The sequence below is a fragment of the Serratia sp. Res13-Sevr-LER1-36-b genome (assembly GCF_015673035.1).
Lineage (GTDB): Bacteria > Pseudomonadota > Gammaproteobacteria > Enterobacterales > Enterobacteriaceae > Chania > Chania fonticola_C.
Genome location: NZ_JADACK010000023.1, coordinates 237134 through 259662, shown reverse-complemented (window position 1 = coordinate 259662; position 22529 = coordinate 237134). Strand labels below are relative to the sequence as shown.

Sequence of the window (22529 nt, the reverse complement as noted above, 5' to 3'; positions counted from 1 at the left end):
GGACATTAACCTGTTTGATATCGCTGCCATCAAGTTAACCATGCCGCCGCGATTGCCGCTAAATTTTTCGCCAGTTAGCCGCCCACTCGTTGCTCGGCAGACCAGTCTCGGGTAAAGTCGCCCCCCTTCATCGGCATGGGGAACGAAAAATGTTTATTGGCTTCGATTATGGCACTGCCAACTGTTCTGTCGCCGTTATGCGCGAGCAGGGCCCTGAATTACTGACGTTGGAAAACAACGAACCGTATCTCCCTTCGATGCTGTGCGCACCGACGCGTGAGGCGGTGAGTGAGTGCCTGCATCGCCACTGGCAGGTGCCAACCGGCAGCGAGGAAAACCAGCAGTTGCTGCGCCGCGCCATCACCTTCAACCGCGAAGAAGATATTCCGGTCAACGGCGACAGCGTGCTGTTCGGCCTGCAGGCGCTGGCTCACTACATCGAAGATCCGGAAGAAGTGTATTTTGTCCGCTCGCCGAAATCCTTCCTCGGGGCTAATGGCCTTAAGCCACAGCAGATTGCGCTATTTGAAGATCTGGTGTGCGCCATGATGTTCCACATCAAGCGCCAGGCGGAAGGCGTGTTACAAACCAGCATCGATCAGGCCGTCATTGGCCGCCCGATCAACTTCCAGGGCACCGGCGGTGAAGAGGCTAACCAGCAGGCGCAGGGGATTTTGCATCGTGCCGCACAACGGGCCGGTTTCAAAGAGATCGAGTTCCAGTTCGAACCGGTTGCCGCCGGGCTGGACTTTGAAGCGACGCTAAGCGAAGAGAAAACCGTGCTGGTGGTCGATATCGGCGGCGGAACCACCGACTGCTCGGTGCTGCTGATGGGGCCACAATGGCGCGATCGTGCCGAACGCCAACAGAGCCTGTTGGGGCACAGCGGTTGCCGCGTGGGCGGTAACGATCTGGATATCATGCTGGCGTTCAAACAGTTGATGCCGCTGTTCGGTATGGGCGGTGAAACCGAGAAAGGGATCGCCATGCCTGCATTGCCTTACTGGAACGCGGTAGCGACCAACGATGTCCCGGCCCAAATCGATTTCTACAGCACGGCCAATGGCCGTATGCTGCGCGATCTGATCCGCGACGCTGCCGAACCCGAGAAGGTGAAACGTCTGTTGAAAGTACATCAGCAGCGCCTGAGCTATCGGCTGGTACGTGCGGCGGAAGAGAGTAAAATTGCGCTATCTGGTCAGGCAAGCATCAGCGCCCAACTGGATTTTGTGCAGCCGGAGCTGGCAGAGATGATCAGCCAGGAGCAGTTGGCCGATGCCATTGCCCAACCTCTGCTACGTATCCAGGAACAGGTTAGCGCAGCCTTGGCCACCAGCCAAAGTAAGCCGCAGGTCATTTACCTGACCGGTGGTAGCGCGCGCTCACCGCTGCTGAGAACTGCACTGCAACAGCAGTTGCCAGGGATCCCGATCGTCGGTGGCAACGATTTTGGCTCGGTCACCGCCGGGTTGGCACGCTGGGCGCAGACGCTGTTTCGTTGATTAACGCAGGGGCGGCTAACGCCCCTGACAATGGAGCATTATGGCTATCATCACTGGTGAAACACCCAGATTGCTGCTGCGCAGTTGGCAAGATAGCGATCTGCCCGCCTTTGCCGCGCTCAACAGCGACCCTGAGGTGATGAAATACTTCCCGGCAACGCTAAGCCACGCTGAAAGCGACGCTCAGGCCAATCGCATCCGCCAATTTATGCAACAGCACGGCTGGGGATTGTGGGCCGTCGAGGTGAAGCATCAAGCCGCCTTTATCGGCTTTGTCGGGCTAGCCATTCCTGGCGACGATTTGCCCTGCTCGCCCTGCGTGGAAATTGGCTGGCGGCTGGCGCAGGAGCATTGGGGCCAAGGCTATGCCAGCGAAGCGGCTCGTTGCGCGCTGGATATCGCTTTCAATAGGCTGCAACTGTCAGAAGTCGTGTCCTTTACTGCTGAAATTAATCTCCCTTCCCGCCGAGTGATGGAGCGCATCGGGATGACCTTCAGCGGTGAAACCTTCGAGCATCCCCGTTTACCTCTGGGCCATCCACTACGCAAGCATGTGTTGTATCGTAAGCTGTCGCCAAACACGTGATGGTGATGATAACGCATTGAATAATATTTGATGTCAGGTGTCTTACCAGGCACTTGCCTCATCCAGCGTCTTGATATCCTCGGCGGCCAATTGCAGCCGTGTGGCACTCACCAACTCATCCAGCTGCGTTAACGAGGTGGCGCTAACGATTGGTGCGGTGATGCTTGGCCGAGCAATCAACCAGGCCAACGAGATCTGTGCGGGCGTGGTCTGGTGTTTCTCTGCCAGCAGATCGAGGGCCGCCAGAATGCGGAAACCGCGCGGATTCAGATAACGCGACACAATGGTATCCCCACGCTGACTCTTACCCACATCCTGTGCGCTACGATATTTGCCAGTGAGGAAACCACTGGCCAGTGAGAAGAAGTTGATCACCCCCAACCCCTGTTGCTGCGCCACCGCTTCCAGCGCCTGCTCATAACCTTCACGGGCATACAGATTGTATTCCGGTTGCAGGGTTTCATAGCGCGCCAGTCCGTTTTCCTTGCTGACTTTCAGCGCTTCCACCAGCCGGTCTGCCTGATAGTTGGAAGCGCCAATGGCTCGCACCTTCCCGGCCTTGATCAGTTCATCAAACGCCGCCAGCGTTTCCGCCAGCGGGGTGTCCTGATCGTCATCATGGGACTGATAAAGATCGATATAATCGGTTTGCAGGCGGCGCAACGAATCCTCTACGGCCTGACGAATATAGCGTGGTGACAAGCCTTGCTTGCCCTCACCCATCGGTTTTCCCACCTTGGTAGCGATGATCACCTGGTCGCGTTTGCCGCTTTTCTTCAGCCAGTTACCAATCACCGTTTCTGATTCACCGCCTTGATTGCCCGGCGCCCAGCTCGAATAGACGTCGGCGGTATCGATAAAATTCAGCTGATTGGCTACCAGAGCATCCAGCAGGCTGAAAGACGTGGCTTCGTCTGCCGTCCAGCCAAAGACGTTGCCGCCAAAGGTCAGTTGCGGGACCTGAATGCCTGAACGGCCCAACGGTTTCTTGCTCATGATGTGGCTCCTGAGGGAAAAGAAAAAATTCGCCCTAAATTATTAGCGCGAAAACGGCTGGAACGCTAAAACGAATCGGTTATATGTCAGAAAATGTCTAGCTAAGCGTTGTTTGGGTTAAATATACATTCTCCGCCGATAAACCTGACGCTTCCTCCATATTTCCTTCATTTTTACACCGTGGCGGCTCGCTAAACTAGTATCCTGTAAGGAGTATCACTTTTGGCAACTGATTGCCCGCACGACTGTCTCTGGAGAGAATGCCCAACGCCATGAATACAAAACCCAAACGCCGCTCATTGCTCCTGCGCCTGCTAGCCATAGTTATCGTGGTGCTTGCCGCCATTCTGATCTGGCGTCACTTTAGCGCGCCACAGGCTACCGATGCAGTGCCGGGTGCGCAGCAGGCAGGTTCAGGCCCAGCAGGAGCCGCAGGCAGAACCGGTAGTAGACGAGGGGTTCCTATGTCCCCAGTACAGGCCGCCACCGCCACAGTGCAGAGCGTGCCGCGTTTCCTTTCGGGATTGGGCACCGCTACCGCGGCCAACACCGTGACCGTCACCAGCCGCGTCGATGGCCAACTGATGGCGATCCACTTCACCGAAGGCCAACAGGTCAAGGCGGGAGACCTGCTGGTTGAGATCGACCCACGCCCTTACGAAGTGCAATTAACTCAGGCTCTGGGGCAGTTAGCCAAAGATCAGGCGACGTTGGCCAATGCCAAACGCGACCTCGCCCGTTACCAACAGTTGGCAAAAACCAATCTGGTATCGCGCCAAGAGCTGGATACTCAGGAGTCATTGGTTCGCCAGACCGAAGGGGCTATCAAGGCCGATCAAGGGGCGGTGGACAGCGCCAAACTGCAAATAACCTACAGTAAGATCACCGCACCGATTGATGGCCGCGTGGGCCTTAAGCTGGTTGACGTGGGCAATTACATCGCCAGCGGCAGCACTACCGGCATCGTGGTGATCACCCAAACACATCCGATCGATGTGGTTTTCACCCTGCCGGAGAGCAATATCGCCGATCTGGTGAAAGCGCAGAAAGCTGGCCCCGTGAGCGTAGAGGCTTGGGACCGCACCAACCAACAACTGTTAACCACCGGTGAGTTATTGAGCCTGGATAACCAGATCGATACCGCGACGGGCACCATCAAACTGAAGGCTCGCTTCGACAATCAGGACGACGCGCTGTTCCCGAATCAGTTCGTTAACGCCCGGCTGAAGGTTGCCACCCTGCAAAATGCGGTGGTGATCCCTACCGCCGCGCTGCAAATGGGTAACGAAGGCAACTTCGTCTGGCTGCTGAGCGCAGACAATAAGGTCAGCAAACATCGGGTTACCGCCGGTATTCAGGATAGCCAGCAGGTGGTCATTAGCGCCGGTGTCAATGCGGGCGACCGCGTCGTCACCGACGGGATCGACCGCCTGACCGAAGGCATGCAGGTTGAAGTGGTGGCGCCTCATCAAGCGGCGGCCACCACGACTACAGAGCAACCGAAACACCGCGCTAAACCTCAGGGGAATTCCTGATGCAGTCGATGTCCCCCCATAGCGGCGGTGGGCCTTCCCGCCTGTTTATTCTTCGCCCGGTAGCCACCACGCTGTTTATGCTGGCTATCATGCTGGCCGGGATCATTGGCTATCGTTCACTGCCAGTTTCTGCCCTGCCAGAAGTGGATTACCCAACCATCCAGATCGTCACGCTCTACCCTGGCGCCAGCCCGGATGTGGTTACCTCGGCAATCACCGCGCCGTTGGAGCGGCAGTTCGGCCAGATGTCCGGCCTTAAGCAGATGGCCTCGCAGAGTTCCGGTGGAGCCTCGGTGATCACCCTGCAATTCCAGCTTGAACTGCCGCTGGACGTTGCCGAGCAGGAAGTGCAGGCGGCCATCAATGCCGCCACCAACCTGCTGCCCAACGATCTGCCCTACCCGCCGATTTACAGCAAGGTTAACCCGGCCGACCCACCGATCCTGACGCTGGCCGTGACCTCAACCGCCATGCCGATGACCCAGGTAGAAGACATGGTGGAAACTCGGGTGGCGCAAAAGATTTCGCAGGTTACCGGGGTCGGTCTGGTCACCATTTCCGGCGGCCAGCGTCCGGCCGTACGGGTGAAGCTCAATGCCACGGCGGTGGCCGCCTATGGGCTGGATAGCGAAACCATTCGCACCGCCATCAGTAACGCCAACGTCAATTCGGCCAAAGGTAGCCTGGATGGCCCGACGCGTTCGGTTACGCTCTCTGCCAACGATCAGATGAAAACCGCTGAGGATTACCGTCAGCTGATTATCGCCTATCAGAACGGCGCAGCCATTCGCCTGCAAGATATCGCCACCATTGAGCAAGGCGCGGAGAACAACCGCCTGGCAGCATGGGCCAATAAAGAGCAGGCCATCGTGCTGAATATTCAGCGCCAGCCAGGCGCCAACGTGATCACCACCGCCGACAGTATTCGCGAGATGCTGCCAGAGCTGATCAAGAGCCTGCCAAAGTCGGTAGATGTGAAGGTGCTGACCGATCGCACCACCACCATCCGGGCCTCGGTCAGCGACGTACAGTTTGAGCTGCTGCTGGCGATCGCCCTGGTCATCATGGTGATCTACGTCTTCCTGCGTAACGTACCCGCCACCATTATTCCGAGCGTGGCGGTGCCGCTTTCCCTGGTGGGCACCTTTGCCGTCATGTATTTCCTCGACTTCTCCATCAACAACCTGACGCTGATGGCGCTGACCATCGCCACCGGCTTTGTGGTGGATGACGCCATCGTGGTGATCGAGAATATCTCGCGCTATATCGAAAAAGGTGAAAAACCGCTCGATGCGGCGCTGAAAGGGGCTGGAGAGATCGGCTTTACTATTATCTCGCTGACCTTCTCGCTGGTGGCGGTGCTGATCCCGCTGCTGTTTATGGGCGATATCGTTGGCCGTCTGTTCCGTGAGTTTGCGGTGACGCTGGCAGTGGCGATCCTGATTTCCGCGTTGGTGTCGCTGACGCTGACGCCGATGATGTGCGCCAGGATGCTTAGCCACGAATCGCTGCGTAAGCAAAACCGTTTCTCCCGCGCCTCCGAGCGTTTCTTTGACCGGGTGATCGCCCAATACGGCGTGTGGCTGAAAGTGGTGTTGAACCATCAGTGGCTGACGTTAGGCGTCGTCTTCGGCACCATGGCGCTGACCGTGTTGCTGTATCTGCTGATGCCGAAAGGCTTCTTCCCGGTGCAGGATAACGGCATCATTCAGGGCACGCTGGAAGCGCCGCAGAGCGTTTCGTTCAGTAACATGGCCGAGCGCCAGCAGCAGGTGGCAGCCGAAATCCTCAAGGATCCGGCGGTAGAAAGCCTGACGTCCTTTGTCGGCGTGGACGGTAGCAACGCTACGCTCAACAGCGGCCGTTTGCAGATCAACCTTAAACCGTTGAGCGAACGTAGCGATCGCATTCCGGCGATCATTACCCGCCTGCAGCAAAAAACGGCGCAGTTCCCCGGCTTGAAGCTGTATCTGCAACCGGTGCAGGATCTGACCATCGACACCCAGGTGAGCCGCACGCAGTACCAGTTCACCCTCCAGGCGATGTCACTGGATGAACTCAGTTTGTGGGTGCCTAAGTTGATGGCCGAATTGCAGCAGGCGCCGCAACTGGCCGAAGTGACCAGCAACTGGCAGGATCAGGGGCTGGTAGCCTATGTGAATGTCGACCGAGACTCGGCCTCGCGCCTTGGCATCACCATGAGCGATGTTGATAGCGCACTGTATAACGCCTTCGGTCAGCGCCTGATCTCCACCATTTACACCCAGGCCAACCAATATCGGGTGGTGCTGGAACATGATGTCTCCACCACGCCAGGGCTTTCCGCGTTAAACGATATCCGTTTGACCAGCAGCAACGGCACCATCGTGCCATTAAGCACCATCGCCAAAATAGAAGAACGCGTTGGCCCGCTGTCGATCAACCATCTCGATCAGTTCCCGTCGGCCACCGTGTCGTTTAACGTGGCCGGTAATTACTCGCTCGGGGAAGCGGTAGAGGCGATCACTCAGGCTAAGAAAGACCTCAATATGCCCAAAGACATCACCACCCAGTTCCAGGGGGCCACGCTGGCATTCCAGGCTGCCCTTGGCAGCACACTGTGGCTGATCCTGGCGGCGGTGGTCGCGATGTATATCGTGCTGGGCGTGCTGTATGAGAGCTTTATCCACCCGGTGACCATTCTTTCGACCCTGCCCACCGCCGGTGTCGGGGCCCTGCTGGCGCTGATGCTCTCCGGCCATGAGCTGGATGTGATCGCCATTATCGGCATCATCTTGCTGATCGGCATCGTGAAAAAGAACGCCATCATGATGATCGACTTTGCGCTGGCCGCCGAGCGTGAGCAAGGGATGACGCCGTACGATGCCATCTATCAAGCCTGTCTGCTGCGTTTTCGTCCGATCCTGATGACCACGCTGGCGGCGCTGCTGGGGGCATTGCCACTGATGCTGAGTACCGGCGTCGGAGCCGAACTGCGCCGCCCGCTGGGTGTCTGTATGGTCGGTGGCCTGGTGATGAGCCAGATCCTGACGCTGTTCACCACGCCGGTGATTTACCTGCTGTTTGATAAATTGGCGCGCAATACCCACCGCCAGCCAGAACCGCAGGAGCTGTCGTGAAATTCTTTGCCCTGTTTATCTACCGGCCGGTTGCCACAACGCTGTTGACGCTGGCGATCACCATCGCCGGGGTGATTGGCTTTCGGCTGCTGCCGGTTTCGCCGCTGCCGCAGGTGGATTTCCCCGTCATTCTGGTCAGCGCTTCGTTGCCTGGCGCCGATCCAGAAACCATGGCCTCCTCGGTGGCTACACCGCTGGAACGGGCCCTGGGTCGGATCGCCGGGGTGAATGAAATGACCTCGACAAGTTCACTTGGCAGCACCAGGGTGATCCTGCAGTTCGATCTCGATCGCGATATCAACGGGGCTGCGCGTGACGTACAGGCAGCGATTAACGCCGCCCAAAGTCTGTTGCCTACCGGGATGCCAAGCCGCCCCACCTATCGCAAGATCAACCCATCCGACGCGCCAATCATGATCCTGACGCTGACTTCGGATACCTACAACCAAGGGCAGCTGTATGACTTCGCTTCCACGCAGCTGGCGCAAAAAATTGCCCAGACGGAAGGCGTAGGGGATGTCTCGGTCGGCGGCAGTTCTCTACCTGCGGTACGCGTGGAGCTTAATCCCGGCGCCTTATTCAATCAGGGGATTTCACTGGATGCGGTAAGGCAAACCATCGCCAACGCTAACGTGCGCCGCCCGCAAGGCGCGGTGGATGACCCACAGCAGCGCTGGCAGATCCAGGCCAACGACGAATTGAAAACCGCGGCGGCTTACCAGCCGTTGGTTATTCACTATAACAACGGCGCGGCGGTACGCCTGAGCGACGTGGCCAACGTCATCGATTCGGTCCAGGACGTTCGCAACGCCGGGATGACCAACGCCAAACCTGCCATCATTCTGACCATCAGCCGTGCTCCCGGTGCCAATATCATTCAAACCGTGGATCGTATCCGCGCCGAGTTGCCCGCGTTGCGGGAGAACATCCCCGCCTCGATCGAACTGAGTATTGCCCAGGATCGCTCACCGACGATCCGTGCCTCGCTGGCCGAGGTGGAGCAATCTTTGGTAATAGCCATCGGGCTGGTGATCCTGGTGGTCTTCATCTTCCTGCGCTCTGGCCGCGCAACGCTGATCCCGGCAGTGGCCGTACCGGTTTCCCTGATCGGTTCCTTCGCCGCCATGTATCTGTGCGGCTTCAGCCTGAACAACCTGTCGCTGATGGCGCTGACCATCGCCACCGGCTTTGTGGTAGATGACGCCATCGTGGTGCTGGAAAACATTTCGCGCCACGTCGAGGCCGGGATGAAACCGATCAAAGCCGCCCTGCAAGGGGTGCGAGAGGTCGGCTTCACAGTGCTTTCCATGAGCGTATCGCTGGTGGCGGTGTTTATCCCCTTGCTGTTTATGGCCGGCTTGCCAGGCAGGCTGTTCCGTGAATTTGCCGTGACGCTTTCGGTGTCGATCGGGCTTTCATTGCTGATTTCACTGACGCTGACGCCGATGATGTGCGCCTATCTGCTGCGCTACCAGCCACCGCGCGAACAGCGGCGTATTCGGGGTTTTGGCCGCATGTTGCTGGGTTTGCAGCAGGGCTATGGCCGCTCGCTCAACTGGGTATTGGGCCATTCCCGCTGGGTAATGGCTGTGTTCCTGGCCACTATTGCCCTCAACGTCTGGCTGTACATCAGTATTCCAAAAACCTTCTTCCCCGAGCAGGATACCGGCCGCCTGATGGGTTTTATCCAGGCCGACCAGAGCATTTCATTTCAGGCAATGCGCAGCAAACTGCAAGACTTTATGAAGATCGTGCGGGAAGACAAGGACGTGGATAACGTCACCGGTTTTACCGGCGGTTCGCGCACCAACAGCGGCTCGATGTTTATCTCCCTCAAACCGCTGTCGGAACGTACCGATGATGCCCAGAAGGTGATCGCTCGCCTGCGTGCCAAACTGGCGAAAGAACCGGGGGCTAGCCTGTTCTTGATGGCGGTACAGGATATCCGCGTCGGTGGGCGGCAGGCCAACGCCAGCTATCAATACACGCTGTTGGCCGACGATCTTGGCGCACTGCGCGAATGGGAGCCGAAGATCCGCACCGCGCTGGCAGCGTTGCCGGAGCTGGCGGACGTCAACTCCGATCAGCAAGACAAAGGCTCTGAAATGGATCTGACCTACGATCGCGAGACCATGTCGCGACTGGGCATTTCGGTCAACGACGCCAACAACCTGCTCAACAACGCTTTCGGACAGCGCCAGATTTCCACCATCTATCAGCCGCTCAACCAATACAAAGTGGTGATGGAGGTGGCTCCGCCCTATACACAGGACGTGAGCTCGCTGGACAAAATGTTTGTGATCAACAGCAGCGGCCAGCCGATCCCGCTGTCTTACTTTGCCCAATGGCGGCCAGCTAACGCACCGCTGGCGGTGAACCATCAGGGGCTGTCGGCAGCCTCCACCATCTCATTCAACCTGCCGGACGGTGGCAGCCTGTCCGAGGCGACGGCAGCCATCGAACGGACCATGACGCAATTGGGAGTTCCCTCCACCGTGCGAGGTTCGTTTGCCGGTACCGCACAGGTGTTCCAGGAAACGTTGAAATCACAGCTGTTCCTGATCGCTGCGGCCATCGCCACGGTGTATATCGTGCTGGGTATACTGTATGAGAGCTATATCCACCCGCTGACCATCCTGTCTACTCTGCCTTCTGCCGGGGTCGGGGCACTCTTGGCACTGGAGCTGTTTGACGCACCGTTTAGCCTGATTGCGCTAATCGGTATTATGCTGTTGATTGGTATAGTTAAAAAGAATGCCATCATGATGGTCGACTTTGCCCTGGATGCGCAACGCAACGGCGGGATCAGCGCCCGTGAGGCGATCTTCCAGGCCTGCTTACTGCGTTTTCGCCCCATCATGATGACGACGTTGGCGGCGCTGTTTGGCGCCTTGCCGCTGGTTCTGACCAGCGGCGACGGGGCAGAGCTGCGACAGCCGCTGGGGATTACCATCGCGGGTGGGCTGCTGATGAGTCAATTGTTGACGCTGTATACCACGCCGGTGATCTATCTGTACTTTGACCGCTTACAGATGAAGTTCCGTCGCGGTAAAAAACTGACGCCGCTGCCTCACTGATCGGCAGCAACGCGGGAGATAAAGGGCCTATAAGATGAACATCAAACCCAGCGCCCCGCCAGGATCCACCTCGGTGCGATGGCAGCTGTGGATCGTGGCTTTCGGCTTCTTTATGCAGACGCTGGATACCACCATCGTCAATACCGCGTTGCCCTCCATGGCGGCCAGCCTGGGGGAAAACCCGCTGCGCATGCAATCGGTGATTGTTTCCTATGTGTTGACGGTCGCCGTAATGCTACCTGCCAGCGGCTGGCTGGCGGATCGGGTTGGCGTCAAACGGGTGTTCTTCAGCGCCATCGTGCTTTTCACGCTCGGGTCGATCCTGTGCGCCCGTTCGGAAACCCTGAATGAGCTGGTGGCCTCCCGCGTGATACAGGGCATCGGCGGCGCGATGATGGTGCCGGTCGGCAGGCTGACGGTGATGAAAATCGTCCCGCGTGAACAGTATATGGCGGCGATGACCTTCGTCACCCTGCCCGGCCAGATAGGCCCGCTGATGGGGCCTGCATTAGGGGGCTTTCTGGTGCAATACGCCAGTTGGCACTGGATCTTCCTGATCAACATTCCCGTGGGGATCGCCGGAGCGATTGCCACCGCGCTGCTGATGCCCAATTACACCATGCAGACCCGGCGTTTCGATATCAGCGGCTTTATCATGTTGGCGATCGGCATGGCTACGCTGACGCTGGCGCTTGACGGGCATAAAGGCATGGGGCTTTCCTCTGCCACCATCGCCGGGCTGGTGGCAATGGGTTGCGCTGCGCTGGCTGGCTACTGGTTGCACGCCCGTGCTAACAGCCGGGCACTGTTCTCACTGCGGTTATTCAAGACGCAAACCTATCGCGTCGGCCTGACCGGCAGCCTGTTGGGGCGGATTGGCAGCGGTATGTTGCCCTTTATGACCCCGTTATTTCTCCAGGTGGGCATGGGTTTTTCCCCTTTCCACGCCGGGTTGATGATGATCCCGATGATCATCGGCAGCATGGGCATGAAGCGCATCGTGGTGCAGGTGGTTAACCGCTTCGGTTATCGTAATGTGCTGGTGGCCGCCACGCTGATGCTGGCGCTGGTCACCCTGAGTTTTCCGCTAGTGGCGATGCTGGGCTGGGTTTATCTGCTGCCAGTGGTACTGTTCTTTCAGGGCATGGTTAACGCCCTGCGTTTTTCCGCCATGAATACCCTGACGCTGAAAGATCTGCCCGATCGGCTGGCCAGCAGCGGCAACAGCCTGCTGTCGATGGTGATGCAGCTATCCATGAGCCTGGGCGTCAGCATTGCCGGGATCCTGATTGGCAGCTTCGCGCATCATCAGGTGGTGGCCGATAGCCCGGCTATCCACAACGCCTTTATCTACAGCTATGGCTGCATGGCGCTGATTATTGCCCTGCCGGCGCTGGCTTTCGCTCGCGTACCGACCGACATCGCCCCCAACCGCACGTTGACCAAAGAGCCGGGCACCGGCTCCACGAGGACACAATGAGAATTGGCATAACCGGCAAGCTGTTTATGGCGATCTTCGCCACCTGCATGTTGGTGTTGATCACCATGCACTGGGGCGTACGCGTCAGCTTTGAACGGGGTTTTATCGATTACATCAAGCACAGCAATGAGCAACGCATCAGCATGCTCGGCGACGCGTTGGAAGATCAGTATCGCCGCCACGGCAACTGGGAATTTCTGCGTAACAACGATCAGGTGGTGTATCAGATCATGCGTTCGTTTGAGCAGAACAGCGACAGCAGCCACAATCTGCCCCCCAAGGGCTGGCGCACCCAATTCTGGGTGGTGGACAGCCAGTATAACCGGCTGGTGGGTCATTCCGGTCCGATCCCTAAAGAGAGCACCCGCCACCCGATCCACTACAACAATCAGATCGTCGGTTGGGTGGTAGCTACCCCGCCGGAAAAACTGACGCGCAATGCCGACATCAACTTCGATCGCCAACAGCGGCGCACCAGTTGGATGATCGTTGGGTTATCCACCTTATTGGCAGCGGCAGTGACCTGGCTGATGTCGCGCGGCCTGCTAGCACCGGTTAAACGCCTGGTGGGCGGCACCCATCGGCTGGCTGCGGGTGATTTCAGCGCTCGGGTAGCGGTTAGCAGCCAAGATGAGCTGGGCCGGTTGGCGCAGGATTTCAACCAGCTTGCCACCTCGCTGGAAAAGAACGAACAGATGCGGCGGGCGCTAATGGCGGATGTTTCCCACGAGTTGCGTACCCCACTGGCAGTATTGCGTGGCGAGTTAGAAGCGCTGCAAGACGGCGTTCGCCAACCCACACCGGCTTCACTTAGTTCGCTACAGGCGGAAGTCTCAACCCTCACCAAATTGGTGGACGATCTGCACCAGTTATCACTCTCCGATCTCGGTGCCCTCGCCTACCGTAAATTGCCGGTGGATTGCGTGCATCTGGTGCAGATCGCAGTGGCGGCCTTCCGTGAACGTTTTCATGCCAAGCAGTTGGAAATCGTCACCTACCTGCCGGAACAGATGCCACTGTTTGGCGATCCTGACCGACTGCTCCAGTTATTCAACAACCTGTTGGAAAACAGCCAACGCTATACCGATGCCGGTGGTCGGCTGGAGATTGGTATCGAACGCCTGCCGGGAACGGTGCGGATTTACTGGCAGGACAGCGCCCCAGGAGTGAACGACGAGCAGTTGGCTCTCATCTTCGAACGCTTTTATCGCACTGAAGGTTCCCGGAACCGCGCCAGCGGCGGTTCGGGGCTAGGGCTCTCCATCTGTCAGAACATTGTGGAGGCACACGGCGGCGAGATCCGTGCACAACACTCGCCTTTAGGCGGCGTGCGCATTACAGTAGATTTCCCCATCTCTGGTGAATAATAAGGTTGTTTGATGGAAAACCAAAATCAGCCACTACAGATCATGATTGTGGAAGATGAACCCAAGCTGGGCCAGCTGTTGGTCGATTATCTGCAGGCGGCTGGCTACGCCACCCGCTGGCTGAGCAACGGCAGCGAGGTGATCCCGGCGGTGCATGAGCAGCCACCGGCGCTTATTTTGCTGGATTTGATGCTGCCAGGCTGCGATGGCTTAACCATTTGCCGTGAGCTACGGCGCTTTACCGACATCCCCGTCATCATGGTGACCGCCAAAATCGAGGAGATCGACCGGCTGCTGGGGTTGGAGATCGGGGCGGATGACTACATCTGCAAACCTTACAGCCCGCGCGAAGTGGTTGCCAGGGTGAAAACCATTTTGCGCCGTTGCTATCGGCCCCAGGAACATAGCGATGATGATTCACTGTTGCATATTGATGAGCCACGCTTTCAGGCCAGCTATCAGGGCCATATCCTGGATCTGACACCGGCGGAATTCCGCCTGCTGAAAACCCTGGCCTGCCAGCCGGGCAACGTGTTTTCACGCGAACAGTTGCTGAACAATCTGTACGACGATTACCGGGTGGTAACCGATCGCACCATCGATAGCCATATCAAGAATCTGCGCCGCAAGCTGGAGCTGATCGACGGCGACAAGGCGTTTATCCGTTCGGTTTACGGGGTGGGCTACCGCTGGGAAGCCGAACAGTGCCGGTTGGTCAATGGGTTGTGACGCTTACTGCGTCCAGTCTTCCACCTCAAGCTCCGCGACCATAGTGAAAGCCCGATCGCTAGTCACTATGGTTGCACCACCGCTTACCGCATGTGCGGCAATCAGCTGATCCAGCGCCCCCAGCGGTCTGCCTTGTTTTTCCATGCTTGCGCGCATGACTCCATAGCAATGTGCCGCCGCAGAGTCCCAGGAGTAAACGGTGACGGCGTCCAGGAACATCATCACCGTCTGTTTTAGCGCCATGTTCTGCCGCTTGGCTACGCCATAAAGCAGTTCTGCCTGGGTGATGCTGGAAATGCACACCGACGATGGCGGTACCCGCCCCATCGCCGCAAGCAGCCGGGGATGTTGACGAAAAAGCAGGCTCACCGTGTTAGTGTCGAACATATTTTTTATTCGCATAAGGAATGCGGATATCAGCCACCCTATCCTCTCAACGTAGCAAAATCATCTGCCGTCGAACGTTTTGTGCCAACGATGCGAACCGTTACGCAATCGCCAATGCAACCAGGGCAACCTGCCCCCAGGCCAACCTGGCCAGGAGCACAAAAAGCCCCCCATTTCTGTGCACTGGTACGCATTACTTCACCGTTAAAAAAACGCTTGCTGAGACATTAGCTACACTTATCTCACTTATTGGCACTAATCAGGAGCAGGACCATGGCAAGCGGACATTATGAGCTGACAAAATCGAGCAACGGGCAGTATCACTTCAACCTGAAGGCCAGCAATGGCGAGATCATTCTCTCCAGCGAGATGTATGCCAGCAAAGCCTCGGCGGAAAACGGGATTGCGTCCGTGCAAACCAATTCGCCTCATGAAGCGCAGTTTGAAGTGAAAGTCAGCAGCAACAACAAACCCTATTTCGTGCTGAAAGCCAAAAACCATCAGGTGATTGGCACCAGCCAGATGTACAGCTCGGATAGCGCAGCGAAAAGCGGGATTCAGTCGGTGATCAAGAATGGCCCTACAACAGACGTGCGTGATTTAAGCGTATAAATCTCATCAGGCCTGCGCGCGGTATCCGCTACCGCGCGGTTTTTCTGATGATGAAGATCAATCTCCCTTTAAAATTTCCGGTTAATTGCTGATTTCTTGGCGGGCTGCCGCTACAATCCCCCGCTTTCACTGCGCCATTGAGTGGCGCGGTGCTGACCTGAAATCAGACCGAGAATCACTATGTTTACACCAGAACTCCTCTCCCCGGCGGGAACGCTGAAAAACATGCGTTACGCCTTTGCCTATGGGGCCGATGCGGTTTACGCTGGCCAGCCGCGTTATAGCCTACGGGTACGTAATAACGAATTTAACCACGAGAACCTGCAGCTTGGGATTAACGAAGCCCATGCGCTAGGCAAAAGGTTCTACGTGGTGGTTAACATCGCGCCACACAACGCCAAACTGAAAACCTTCCTGCGTGACCTGAAACCGGTGATCGACATGGGCCCGGACGCGCTGATCATGTCCGACCCCGGTTTGATCATGATGGTGCGCGAAGCCTTCCCGCAGATGGACATTCACCTCTCGGTGCAGGCTAACGCGGTGAACTGGGCAACGGTGAAGTTCTGGCAGCAGATGGGCTTGACGCGAGTGATCCTTTCCCGCGAGCTGTCGCTGGATGAAGTGGCGGAAATCCGTAGCCAGGTGCCAGAAATGGAGCTGGAGATTTTCGTGCATGGCGCACTGTGCATGGCCTATTCCGGCCGTTGCCTGCTTTCCGGTTACATCAACAAACGCGATCCCAATCAAGGCACCTGCACCAATGCCTGCCGCTGGCAGTACAAGGCAGAAGAAGGCAAGGAAGACGATACCGGCAGCATCGTGCATCTGCATGAGCCTATCGCGGTGCAAAACGTTGAGCCGACGCTGGGCATTGGCGCGCCAACCGATAAAGTCTTTATGCTTTCCGAAGCGCAAAAACCCGGCGAGTACATGAGCGCGTTTGAGGACGAGCACGGTACCTACATCATGAACTCAAAAGATCTGCGAGCCATCCAGCACGTAGAGCGGCTCACCCAGTTGGGCGTACATTCGCTGAAGATTGAAGGCCGTACCAAGTCGTTTTATTACTGCGCCCGCACCGCACAGGTTTATCGCCGTGCCATTGACGACGCCGTTGCCGGTAAACCCTTCGATCCTAGCCTGCTGACCACGCTGGAAGGCCTGGCTCATCGTGGCTATACCGAAGGTTTCCTGCGCCGCCATACGCACGATGCCCACCAGAACTATGATTACGGCTCCTCCATTTCCGAACTGCAACAGTTTGTCGGGGAATTTACCGGGGTGCGCCGTAACGGCTGGGCGGAAGTGGATGTAAAAAATAAATTCCTGGTCGGCGACAGCGTAGAGATGATGACGCCAGGGGGTAACGTGTTGTTTACTCTGGAAAGCCTGCAAAACAAGAAGGGCGAGACGATCGATGTCGCGCCGGGCAACGGCCATATCGTTTATTTGCCGATCCCCGAGGATATCGACCTCAATTATGCGTTATTGATCCGCAATTTGCCGCAGGACGATAGCCAGAACGGTTAAGATGTTTATCGCCACCCACCTGGGTGGCAATTTTTGGCAAATATTAGAATCAGATCACATCAATTAGCGCGCAGCTTGGTTATTATCAGGCTGCTTAAAACTAATAACGAAAATATTTGCATAGCAATACTAGGAACCACCTCCTTAGCCAGCCCAATCTCCCTTGGGTTGGCCTTTTCTTTTTTATCCCCTTTAATTTCAATCAGCTGCAAATTTCATTGGTATTTTTAGGATATTTCTTGCATTACGCCAAGCGGCGTATCATTTTCCCTGCAATATATAAATTATTCTATAGCGATTAATAAGGTCGTTAATACCAACGCTTAACTCGGGTGAGAGAAAAGTATTACCCCCATTGGGCATTGACTATATAAATACCCTGTAGCAGCCAAACTCGGCATTACCTGAATATTCTTATGGCCCGCCGCTGGCTTGTGGTTTATCGTTAACGGCTTGGGTTAGGGGTTTAGCTACATGGCAACCCATCTGGCCACCCTTTGACAGCCGATTCGTTTTTCGCCACAAGGATCAGGAATGCACCAATATGCACCAGCACTGCTTATCATCAATGGTAAAAGTTCCGGCAACGAGGAAGTTCGCGCAGCGGTGAACCAGTTGCGTAATGAGGGCCAGACCCTGCATGTCCGCGTCACCTGGGAACTGGGGGATGCCGCTCGTTATGTCAAAGAGGCTAGCCAACTGAGGGTTGAAACCGTGATCGCCGGTGGTGGCGACGGCACCATCAACGAGGTCGCTGCGGCATTGGCACAACTCCCCGCAGAATCTCGCCCAATACTCGGCATACTACCGCTGGGGACCGCCAACGACTTTGCTACCGCCTGCTCTATTCCCCTACAGCCAGATTTGGCCTTGCAGTTAGCCATCAAGGGCCGAGCGGTGCCGATCGATCTGGCCAAAGTCAATGACGAGCGCTATTTCATCAATATGGCAACCGGCGGCTTTGGCACCCGCATCACCACCGAAACCCCGGAAAAACTGAAGGCTGCGCTGGGGGGCGTTTCTTATTTCATCCATGGGCTGCTGCGTCTGGATGCACTGAAAGCCGACAACTGCGAGATCCGCGGGCCAGACTTCCATTGGGCCGGAGAAGCGCTGGTGATCGGTATCGGCAACGGCAGGCAGGCCGGGGGTGGGCAGAAGCTTTGTCCTGGCGCGCTGATCAACGATGGTTTATTGCAGGTTCGCCTGCTCACTGCCGAAGAGTTGCTGCCTACGCTGGTCAATATCTTGTTTAGCGGTGAGGAAAACAGCAACGTAGTTGATGCCTCATTGCCATGGCTGGAAATCACCGCGCCACATGAAATAACCTTTAACCTTGATGGCGAACCGCTGAAAGGTCGTGATTTCCGCATTGAGGTGCTGCCTAATGCTATCGAGTGCCGCTTACCGCCAAATTGCGATCTGCTAGGATAAGCAAATAAGCCGCGTGCTCAGATCGAGCAGGCTTTAGCCCGACGTAACTCCCCTCACCCTCTCCACAAGGAGAGGGGACGGTACGTGCTACAAATCAGCATCCACACCTGACCTTATCACCAAATCAGCTCCCTCTCCCTGTTGGAGAGGATTGGGGTGAGGGGCTGGTGCGACAAATTAACTTCCGCTCCTGAACACACCTGCGAACCAACTTCCCTCTTTTTACCTCAAGATAAAACCACCTCCCCATGCCTGCGATCCACCAATAAATGTGATCTTCAGCGGCAATTCTCACAAATCATACTTGTATGGTAGTTAGTTCAAGGTTAATTTCCGCCCATACGTTATCAGCAACAACAGGATGTGGAAGTCATGAAAATTGTTAAAGCCGAGGTGTTTGTCACCTGCCCTGGGAGAAATTTCGTCACCCTGAAGATCACTACCGACTGCGGGCTAACCGGGATCGGCGATGCAACCCTGAACGGCCGTGAACTGCCGGTCGCGTCTTACCTGGAAGACCACGTCTGCCCGCAGTTGATTGGCCGCGATGCTCACCAGATCGAAGATATCTGGCAGTACTTCTACAAAGGTGCTTACTGGCGCCGTGGCCCGGTGACTATGTCGGCAATCTCTGCGGTGGATACGGCATTGTGGGATATCAAGGCCAAAGCGGCCAATATGCCGCTGTACCAGTTGCTGGGTGGTGCTTCACGTACCGGCGTCATGGTGTATTGCCACACCACCGGCCACTCGATTGACGAAGTGCTGGACGATTATGCCAAGCACAAGGAGCTGGGCTTCAAGGCGATCCGCGCTCAATGTGGCGTACCTGGGATGAAAACAACCTACGGCATGGCCAAGGGCAAAGGCTTGGCGTATGAGCCTGCGACCAAAGGTAACTGGCCGGAAGAGCAGCTGTGGTCAACCGAGAAATACCTCGATTTCACCCCTAAACTGTTTGAAGCCGTGCGTGACAAATTCGGTTTTGACGAACATCTGCTGCATGACATGCATCACCGCCTGACGCCGATCGAAGCGGCCCGCTTTGGCAAAAGCGTTGAGCAATATCGCCTGTTCTGGATGGAAGATCCTACCCCGGCCGAAAACCAGGAGTGCTTCCGCCTGATCCGCCAGCATACCGTGACCCCGATTGCGGTCGGTGAGGTGTTCAACAGCATCTGGGACTGCAAACAGCTGATTGAAGAGCAACTGATCGATTACATCCGCACCACCATCACCCACGCCGGGGGCATCACCGGCATGCGCCGTATCGCCGATTTCGCTTCGCTGTATCAGGTGCGTACCGGCTCACACGGCCCTTCCGATCTTTCACCAATCTGCATGGCGGCGGCGTTGCACTTTGACCTGTGGGTGCCGAACTTCGGCGTGCAGGAATATATGGGCTACTCCGAACAGATGCTGGAAGTGTTCCCACATAACTGGACGTTTGACAACGGCTATATGCATCCAGGCGAAAAACCAGGGTTGGGCATCGAGTTTGACGAAAAACTGGCTGCCAAATATCCCTACGATCCAGCCTACCTGCCGGTAGCGCGCCTGGAAGACGGCACCCTGTGGAACTGGTAAACCGAGGAATTACTATGAAAAGCATTACTGTTCAACAGCCAGGGCAATTGGTGATTGAAGAACGCCCGATGCCCTCACCGCAGCAGGGTGAAGTCCGGATCCGTGTGGCTAGCGCCGGGATCTGCGGTTCCGACGTGCATATCTACCGTGGTCATAACCCGTTTGCCAAATACCCGCGCGTGATCGGCCATGAGTTCTTTGGCCATATCGACGCTATTGGCGAAGGTGTCGACCCGTCACGCATCGGCGAACGCGTGGTGGGCGATCCGGTCGTCAGCTGCGGCCATTGCTATCCCTGCTCGGTGGGCAGGCCAAACGTCTGCACCGAACTGCAGGTCATTGGCGTGCACCGTGACGGTGGATTCAGCGAATATGTGACGCTACCGGCTCAAAATGCCCATCGGGTGCCGGACAGCATTCCAGACAACGAAGCCACGATGGTCGAACCCTTCACCATTGCTGCCAACATCTGTAGCCAACTGCAACCGGGCCCGTTAGATGTGGCATTAGTGTATGGTGCCGGGCCGATGGGCCTCACCTCTATTCAGGCACTGCGCGGCGTTTACGGCGTTAAACAGATTGTGGTGGCTGACCGTATCGATGAGCGTCTGGCTATGGCCACCGCCAACGGCGCGGATGTGGTAATCAACAACAGCCAGCTTGATTTGACCAACGAGTTACAAAAACTCGGCATCCGGCCAACGCTGATCATCGATGCTGCCTGCCACCCGGCCATTCTGCCGGAGGCGATCGGCTTGGCTTCTCCCGCCGCACGCATTGGCATTATGGGCTTCTCTGCCGAGCCCTGCGTGATCAGCCAGCAAGCCATTACCAGCAAAGAGATCTCGATTTACAGCTCCCGCCTCAACAGCAACCGCTTCCCGCAGGTGATTGCCTGGATGACGCAACGCCAGATCCAACCAGAGAAGTTGATCACCCATCAGTTTGCGTTTACGCAAGTGCTTGAAGCAATGGAGATCTTCGAAAAAGACCAAAAGCAGTGCTGTAAGGTTTTACTGAAATTCTGACCTGACCACTTTCCAGCTATGGCCTGCTGTAGCTGGAGAGAAACAGGGGCTTCTGACCCTAATCTTTGCCGTCCTTACAACAACAATTTGCAGAGAACAGAACAATGATGAACGCAAAAATTGACAACACTCAGCCGGAAAGAAGTACCTCGGATCTGATCAAGGCGGCCGTTTCCGGCTGGCTTGGTACCGCACTGGAATTTATGGATTTTCAGCTTTATTCGCTAGGGGCAGCATTAGTCTTCCATGAAATATTTTTCCCGGAACAGTCTGCCGCCATGGCGTTAATCTTGGCGATGGGAACCTACGGCGCGGGTTACATCGCCCGTATTGCGGGTGCCTTCTTCTTTGGACGCATGGGGGATACCATCGGCCGTAAAAGGGTGCTGTTTATTACCATTACCATGATGGGGATCTGCACCACCTTAATCGGCGTGCTGCCAACCTATGCGCAAATCGGTATTTTCGCCCCTCTATTACTGGTGTTACTGCGTATTATTCAAGGGCTGGGTGCCGGTGCGGAAATATCCGGAGCCGGAACTATGTTGGCGGAATATGCGCCTAAGGGTAAACGCGGGATTATCTCTTCCCTGGTTGCCATGGGCACCAACTGTGGCACGCTGTCGGCAACCGCCATCTGGGCCGTCATGTTCTTCTTCCTGTCTAAAGAAGAGCTGCTGGCCTGGGGCTGGCGCGTACCTTTCCTGGCCAGCGTGGTCGTCATGCTGTTCGCCATCTGGCTGCGTATGAACCTGAAAGAGAGCCCGGTGTTTGAGAAGGTTAACGACGACAGCACCACCGCAACATCGGCACACGCCGTGGCTGACAATACCCATTCGCTGTCGGCGATGTTCAGCAGTAAATCCTTCTGGCTGGCTACCGGGCTGCGTTTTGGCCAGGCAGGCAACTCCGGTCTGATCCAGACCTTCCTGGCCGGTTATCTGGTGCAAACCCTGCTGTTTGAGAAGGCTATCCCAACCGACGCCTTGATGATCAGCTCCGCCATTGGCTTTATTACCATCCCGTTCCTTGGCTGGCTCTCCGACAAGATCGGCCGCCGGGTGCCTTATATCCTGGTCAATATCTCCGCCATCATTCTGGCTTACCCCATGATTTCGATGATTGTGGATAAGACCAATGAGGTGAACGTGATTATGGCCTCGATCATTATTATCCATAACGTCGCGGTGCTGGGCCTGTTTGCGCTGGAAAACATCACCATGGCGGAAATGTTTGGTTCACGTAACCGTTTTACCCGCATGGCGATCTCCAAAGAGGCCGGTGGTTTGGTGGCGGTCGGCTTCGGCCCGGTATTGGCCGGTATCTTCTGCAATATGACCGACTCCTGGTGGCCAATCGCCGTCATGATGATCGTTTACTCCGTTATCGGCTTGCTGGCAGCGATATTGATGCCAGAAGTCAGAGACCGCGATCTGAGCCTGGCGGAAGATGCTGCAGAAACCCCAGCGCTGCCGATAGCCCAACGCGTCAGCAGTCATTAATCCCCTTCAATTCTCTGCCGCAGAGAAGGTTCTGCGGCAATCAGACCATTACACA

The 22529-nt window shown here is 56.5% G+C and carries 16 protein-coding genes; 14 read left to right on the top strand and 2 right to left on the bottom strand.

Features of this window, described 5'->3' with window-relative positions; genetic code table 11:
- Positions 1-149: 149 nt before the first annotated feature.
- Both yegD and IMQ33_RS18850 read left to right on the top strand, forming a co-directional pair.
- Positions 150-1502: a molecular chaperone gene (gene yegD / locus IMQ33_RS18855; protein ID WP_173408896.1), complete on the top strand. Its 1353-nt coding sequence runs from the start codon at positions 150-152 to the stop codon at positions 1500-1502.
- Between the two features lie 40 nt (positions 1503-1542).
- A complete protein-coding gene (locus tag IMQ33_RS18850; RefSeq protein WP_230326736.1) occupies positions 1543-2088 on the top strand; it encodes a GNAT family N-acetyltransferase in 546 nt (181 codons plus the stop codon).
- Positions 2089-2130: 42 nt separating this feature from the next.
- On the opposite strand, the gene IMQ33_RS18845 is transcribed toward IMQ33_RS18850, so the two are convergent.
- Positions 2131-3084 carry an aldo/keto reductase gene (locus IMQ33_RS18845; protein WP_196062109.1) on the bottom strand — a complete coding sequence of 318 codons (954 nt, stop codon included), beginning with the start codon at positions 3082-3084 and terminating at the stop codon, positions 2131-2133.
- 272 nt (positions 3085-3356) lie between these two features.
- On the opposite strand from IMQ33_RS18845, the gene IMQ33_RS18840 reads away from it, so the two are divergent.
- The 6 genes from IMQ33_RS18840 to baeR are packed head-to-tail and all read left to right on the top strand — an operon-like array spanning position 3357 to position 14391.
- Entirely contained in the window at positions 3357-4619 is a 1263-nt protein-coding gene (locus IMQ33_RS18840) for an MdtA/MuxA family multidrug efflux RND transporter periplasmic adaptor subunit (RefSeq protein ID WP_196062110.1), read from the top strand.
- On the top strand, positions 4619-7738 hold the full coding sequence (locus tag IMQ33_RS18835) for an MdtB/MuxB family multidrug efflux RND transporter permease subunit (protein WP_196062111.1): 3120 nt from the start codon (positions 4619-4621) through the stop codon (positions 7736-7738). The genes IMQ33_RS18840 and IMQ33_RS18835 overlap by 1 nt, the downstream gene beginning before the upstream one ends.
- On the top strand, positions 7735-10815 hold the full coding sequence (mdtC, locus tag IMQ33_RS18830; protein ID WP_065686564.1) for a multidrug efflux RND transporter permease subunit MdtC: 3081 nt from the start codon (positions 7735-7737) through the stop codon (positions 10813-10815). Before IMQ33_RS18835 ends, mdtC begins: the two co-directional genes overlap by 4 nt.
- Positions 10816-10849: 34 nt before the next feature.
- Entirely contained in the window at positions 10850-12295 is a 1446-nt protein-coding gene (locus IMQ33_RS18825; RefSeq protein WP_065686565.1) for an MFS transporter, read from the top strand.
- A complete protein-coding gene (gene baeS, locus IMQ33_RS18820) occupies positions 12292-13662 on the top strand; it encodes a two-component system sensor histidine kinase BaeS (RefSeq protein ID WP_065686566.1) in 1371 nt (456 codons plus the stop codon). Before IMQ33_RS18825 ends, baeS begins: the two co-directional genes overlap by 4 nt.
- Before the next feature lie 12 nt (positions 13663-13674).
- Positions 13675-14391 carry a two-component system response regulator BaeR gene (gene baeR, locus IMQ33_RS18815; RefSeq protein ID WP_065686567.1) on the top strand — a complete coding sequence of 239 codons (717 nt, stop codon included), beginning with the start codon at positions 13675-13677 and terminating at the stop codon, positions 14389-14391.
- 3 nt (positions 14392-14394) lie between these two features.
- Here the strand turns inward: baeR and IMQ33_RS18810 are convergent, their stop codons facing one another.
- Positions 14395-14778, bottom strand: coding sequence for a type II toxin-antitoxin system VapC family toxin (locus tag IMQ33_RS18810; RefSeq protein WP_196062112.1), 384 nt, complete (start codon positions 14776-14778; stop codon positions 14395-14397).
- Positions 14779-15051: 273 nt separating this feature from the next.
- Between IMQ33_RS18810 and IMQ33_RS18805 the strand changes: the two genes are divergently transcribed.
- The 6 genes from IMQ33_RS18805 to IMQ33_RS18780 all read left to right on the top strand — a co-directional run bounded on the left by IMQ33_RS18805 (position 15052) and on the right by IMQ33_RS18780 (position 22474).
- Positions 15052-15390 carry a YegP family protein gene (locus IMQ33_RS18805; protein ID WP_196062113.1) on the top strand — a complete coding sequence of 113 codons (339 nt, stop codon included), beginning with the start codon at positions 15052-15054 and terminating at the stop codon, positions 15388-15390.
- A 180-nt stretch (positions 15391-15570) separates the two neighbouring features.
- Positions 15571-16923, top strand: a complete 1353-nt coding sequence (yegQ, locus tag IMQ33_RS18800) for a tRNA 5-hydroxyuridine modification protein YegQ (protein WP_021178794.1) — start codon at positions 15571-15573, stop codon at positions 16921-16923.
- A 534-nt stretch (positions 16924-17457) separates the two neighbouring features.
- A complete protein-coding gene (yegS, locus tag IMQ33_RS18795; RefSeq protein WP_098930147.1) occupies positions 17458-18357 on the top strand; it encodes a lipid kinase YegS in 900 nt (299 codons plus the stop codon).
- A 372-nt stretch (positions 18358-18729) separates the two neighbouring features.
- Entirely contained in the window at positions 18730-19944 is a 1215-nt protein-coding gene (gene manD, locus IMQ33_RS18790; protein ID WP_024486179.1) for a D-mannonate dehydratase ManD, read from the top strand.
- A 14-nt stretch (positions 19945-19958) separates the two neighbouring features.
- Positions 19959-20972 (top strand): Zn-dependent oxidoreductase, encoded by a 1014-nt coding sequence (locus tag IMQ33_RS18785; protein ID WP_065686570.1) that lies wholly within the window; start codon positions 19959-19961, stop codon positions 20970-20972.
- A 107-nt stretch (positions 20973-21079) separates the two neighbouring features.
- Positions 21080-22474, top strand: coding sequence for an MFS transporter (locus IMQ33_RS18780; protein WP_186528785.1), 1395 nt, complete (start codon positions 21080-21082; stop codon positions 22472-22474).
- The last annotated feature ends 55 nt before the right edge of the window (positions 22475-22529 follow it).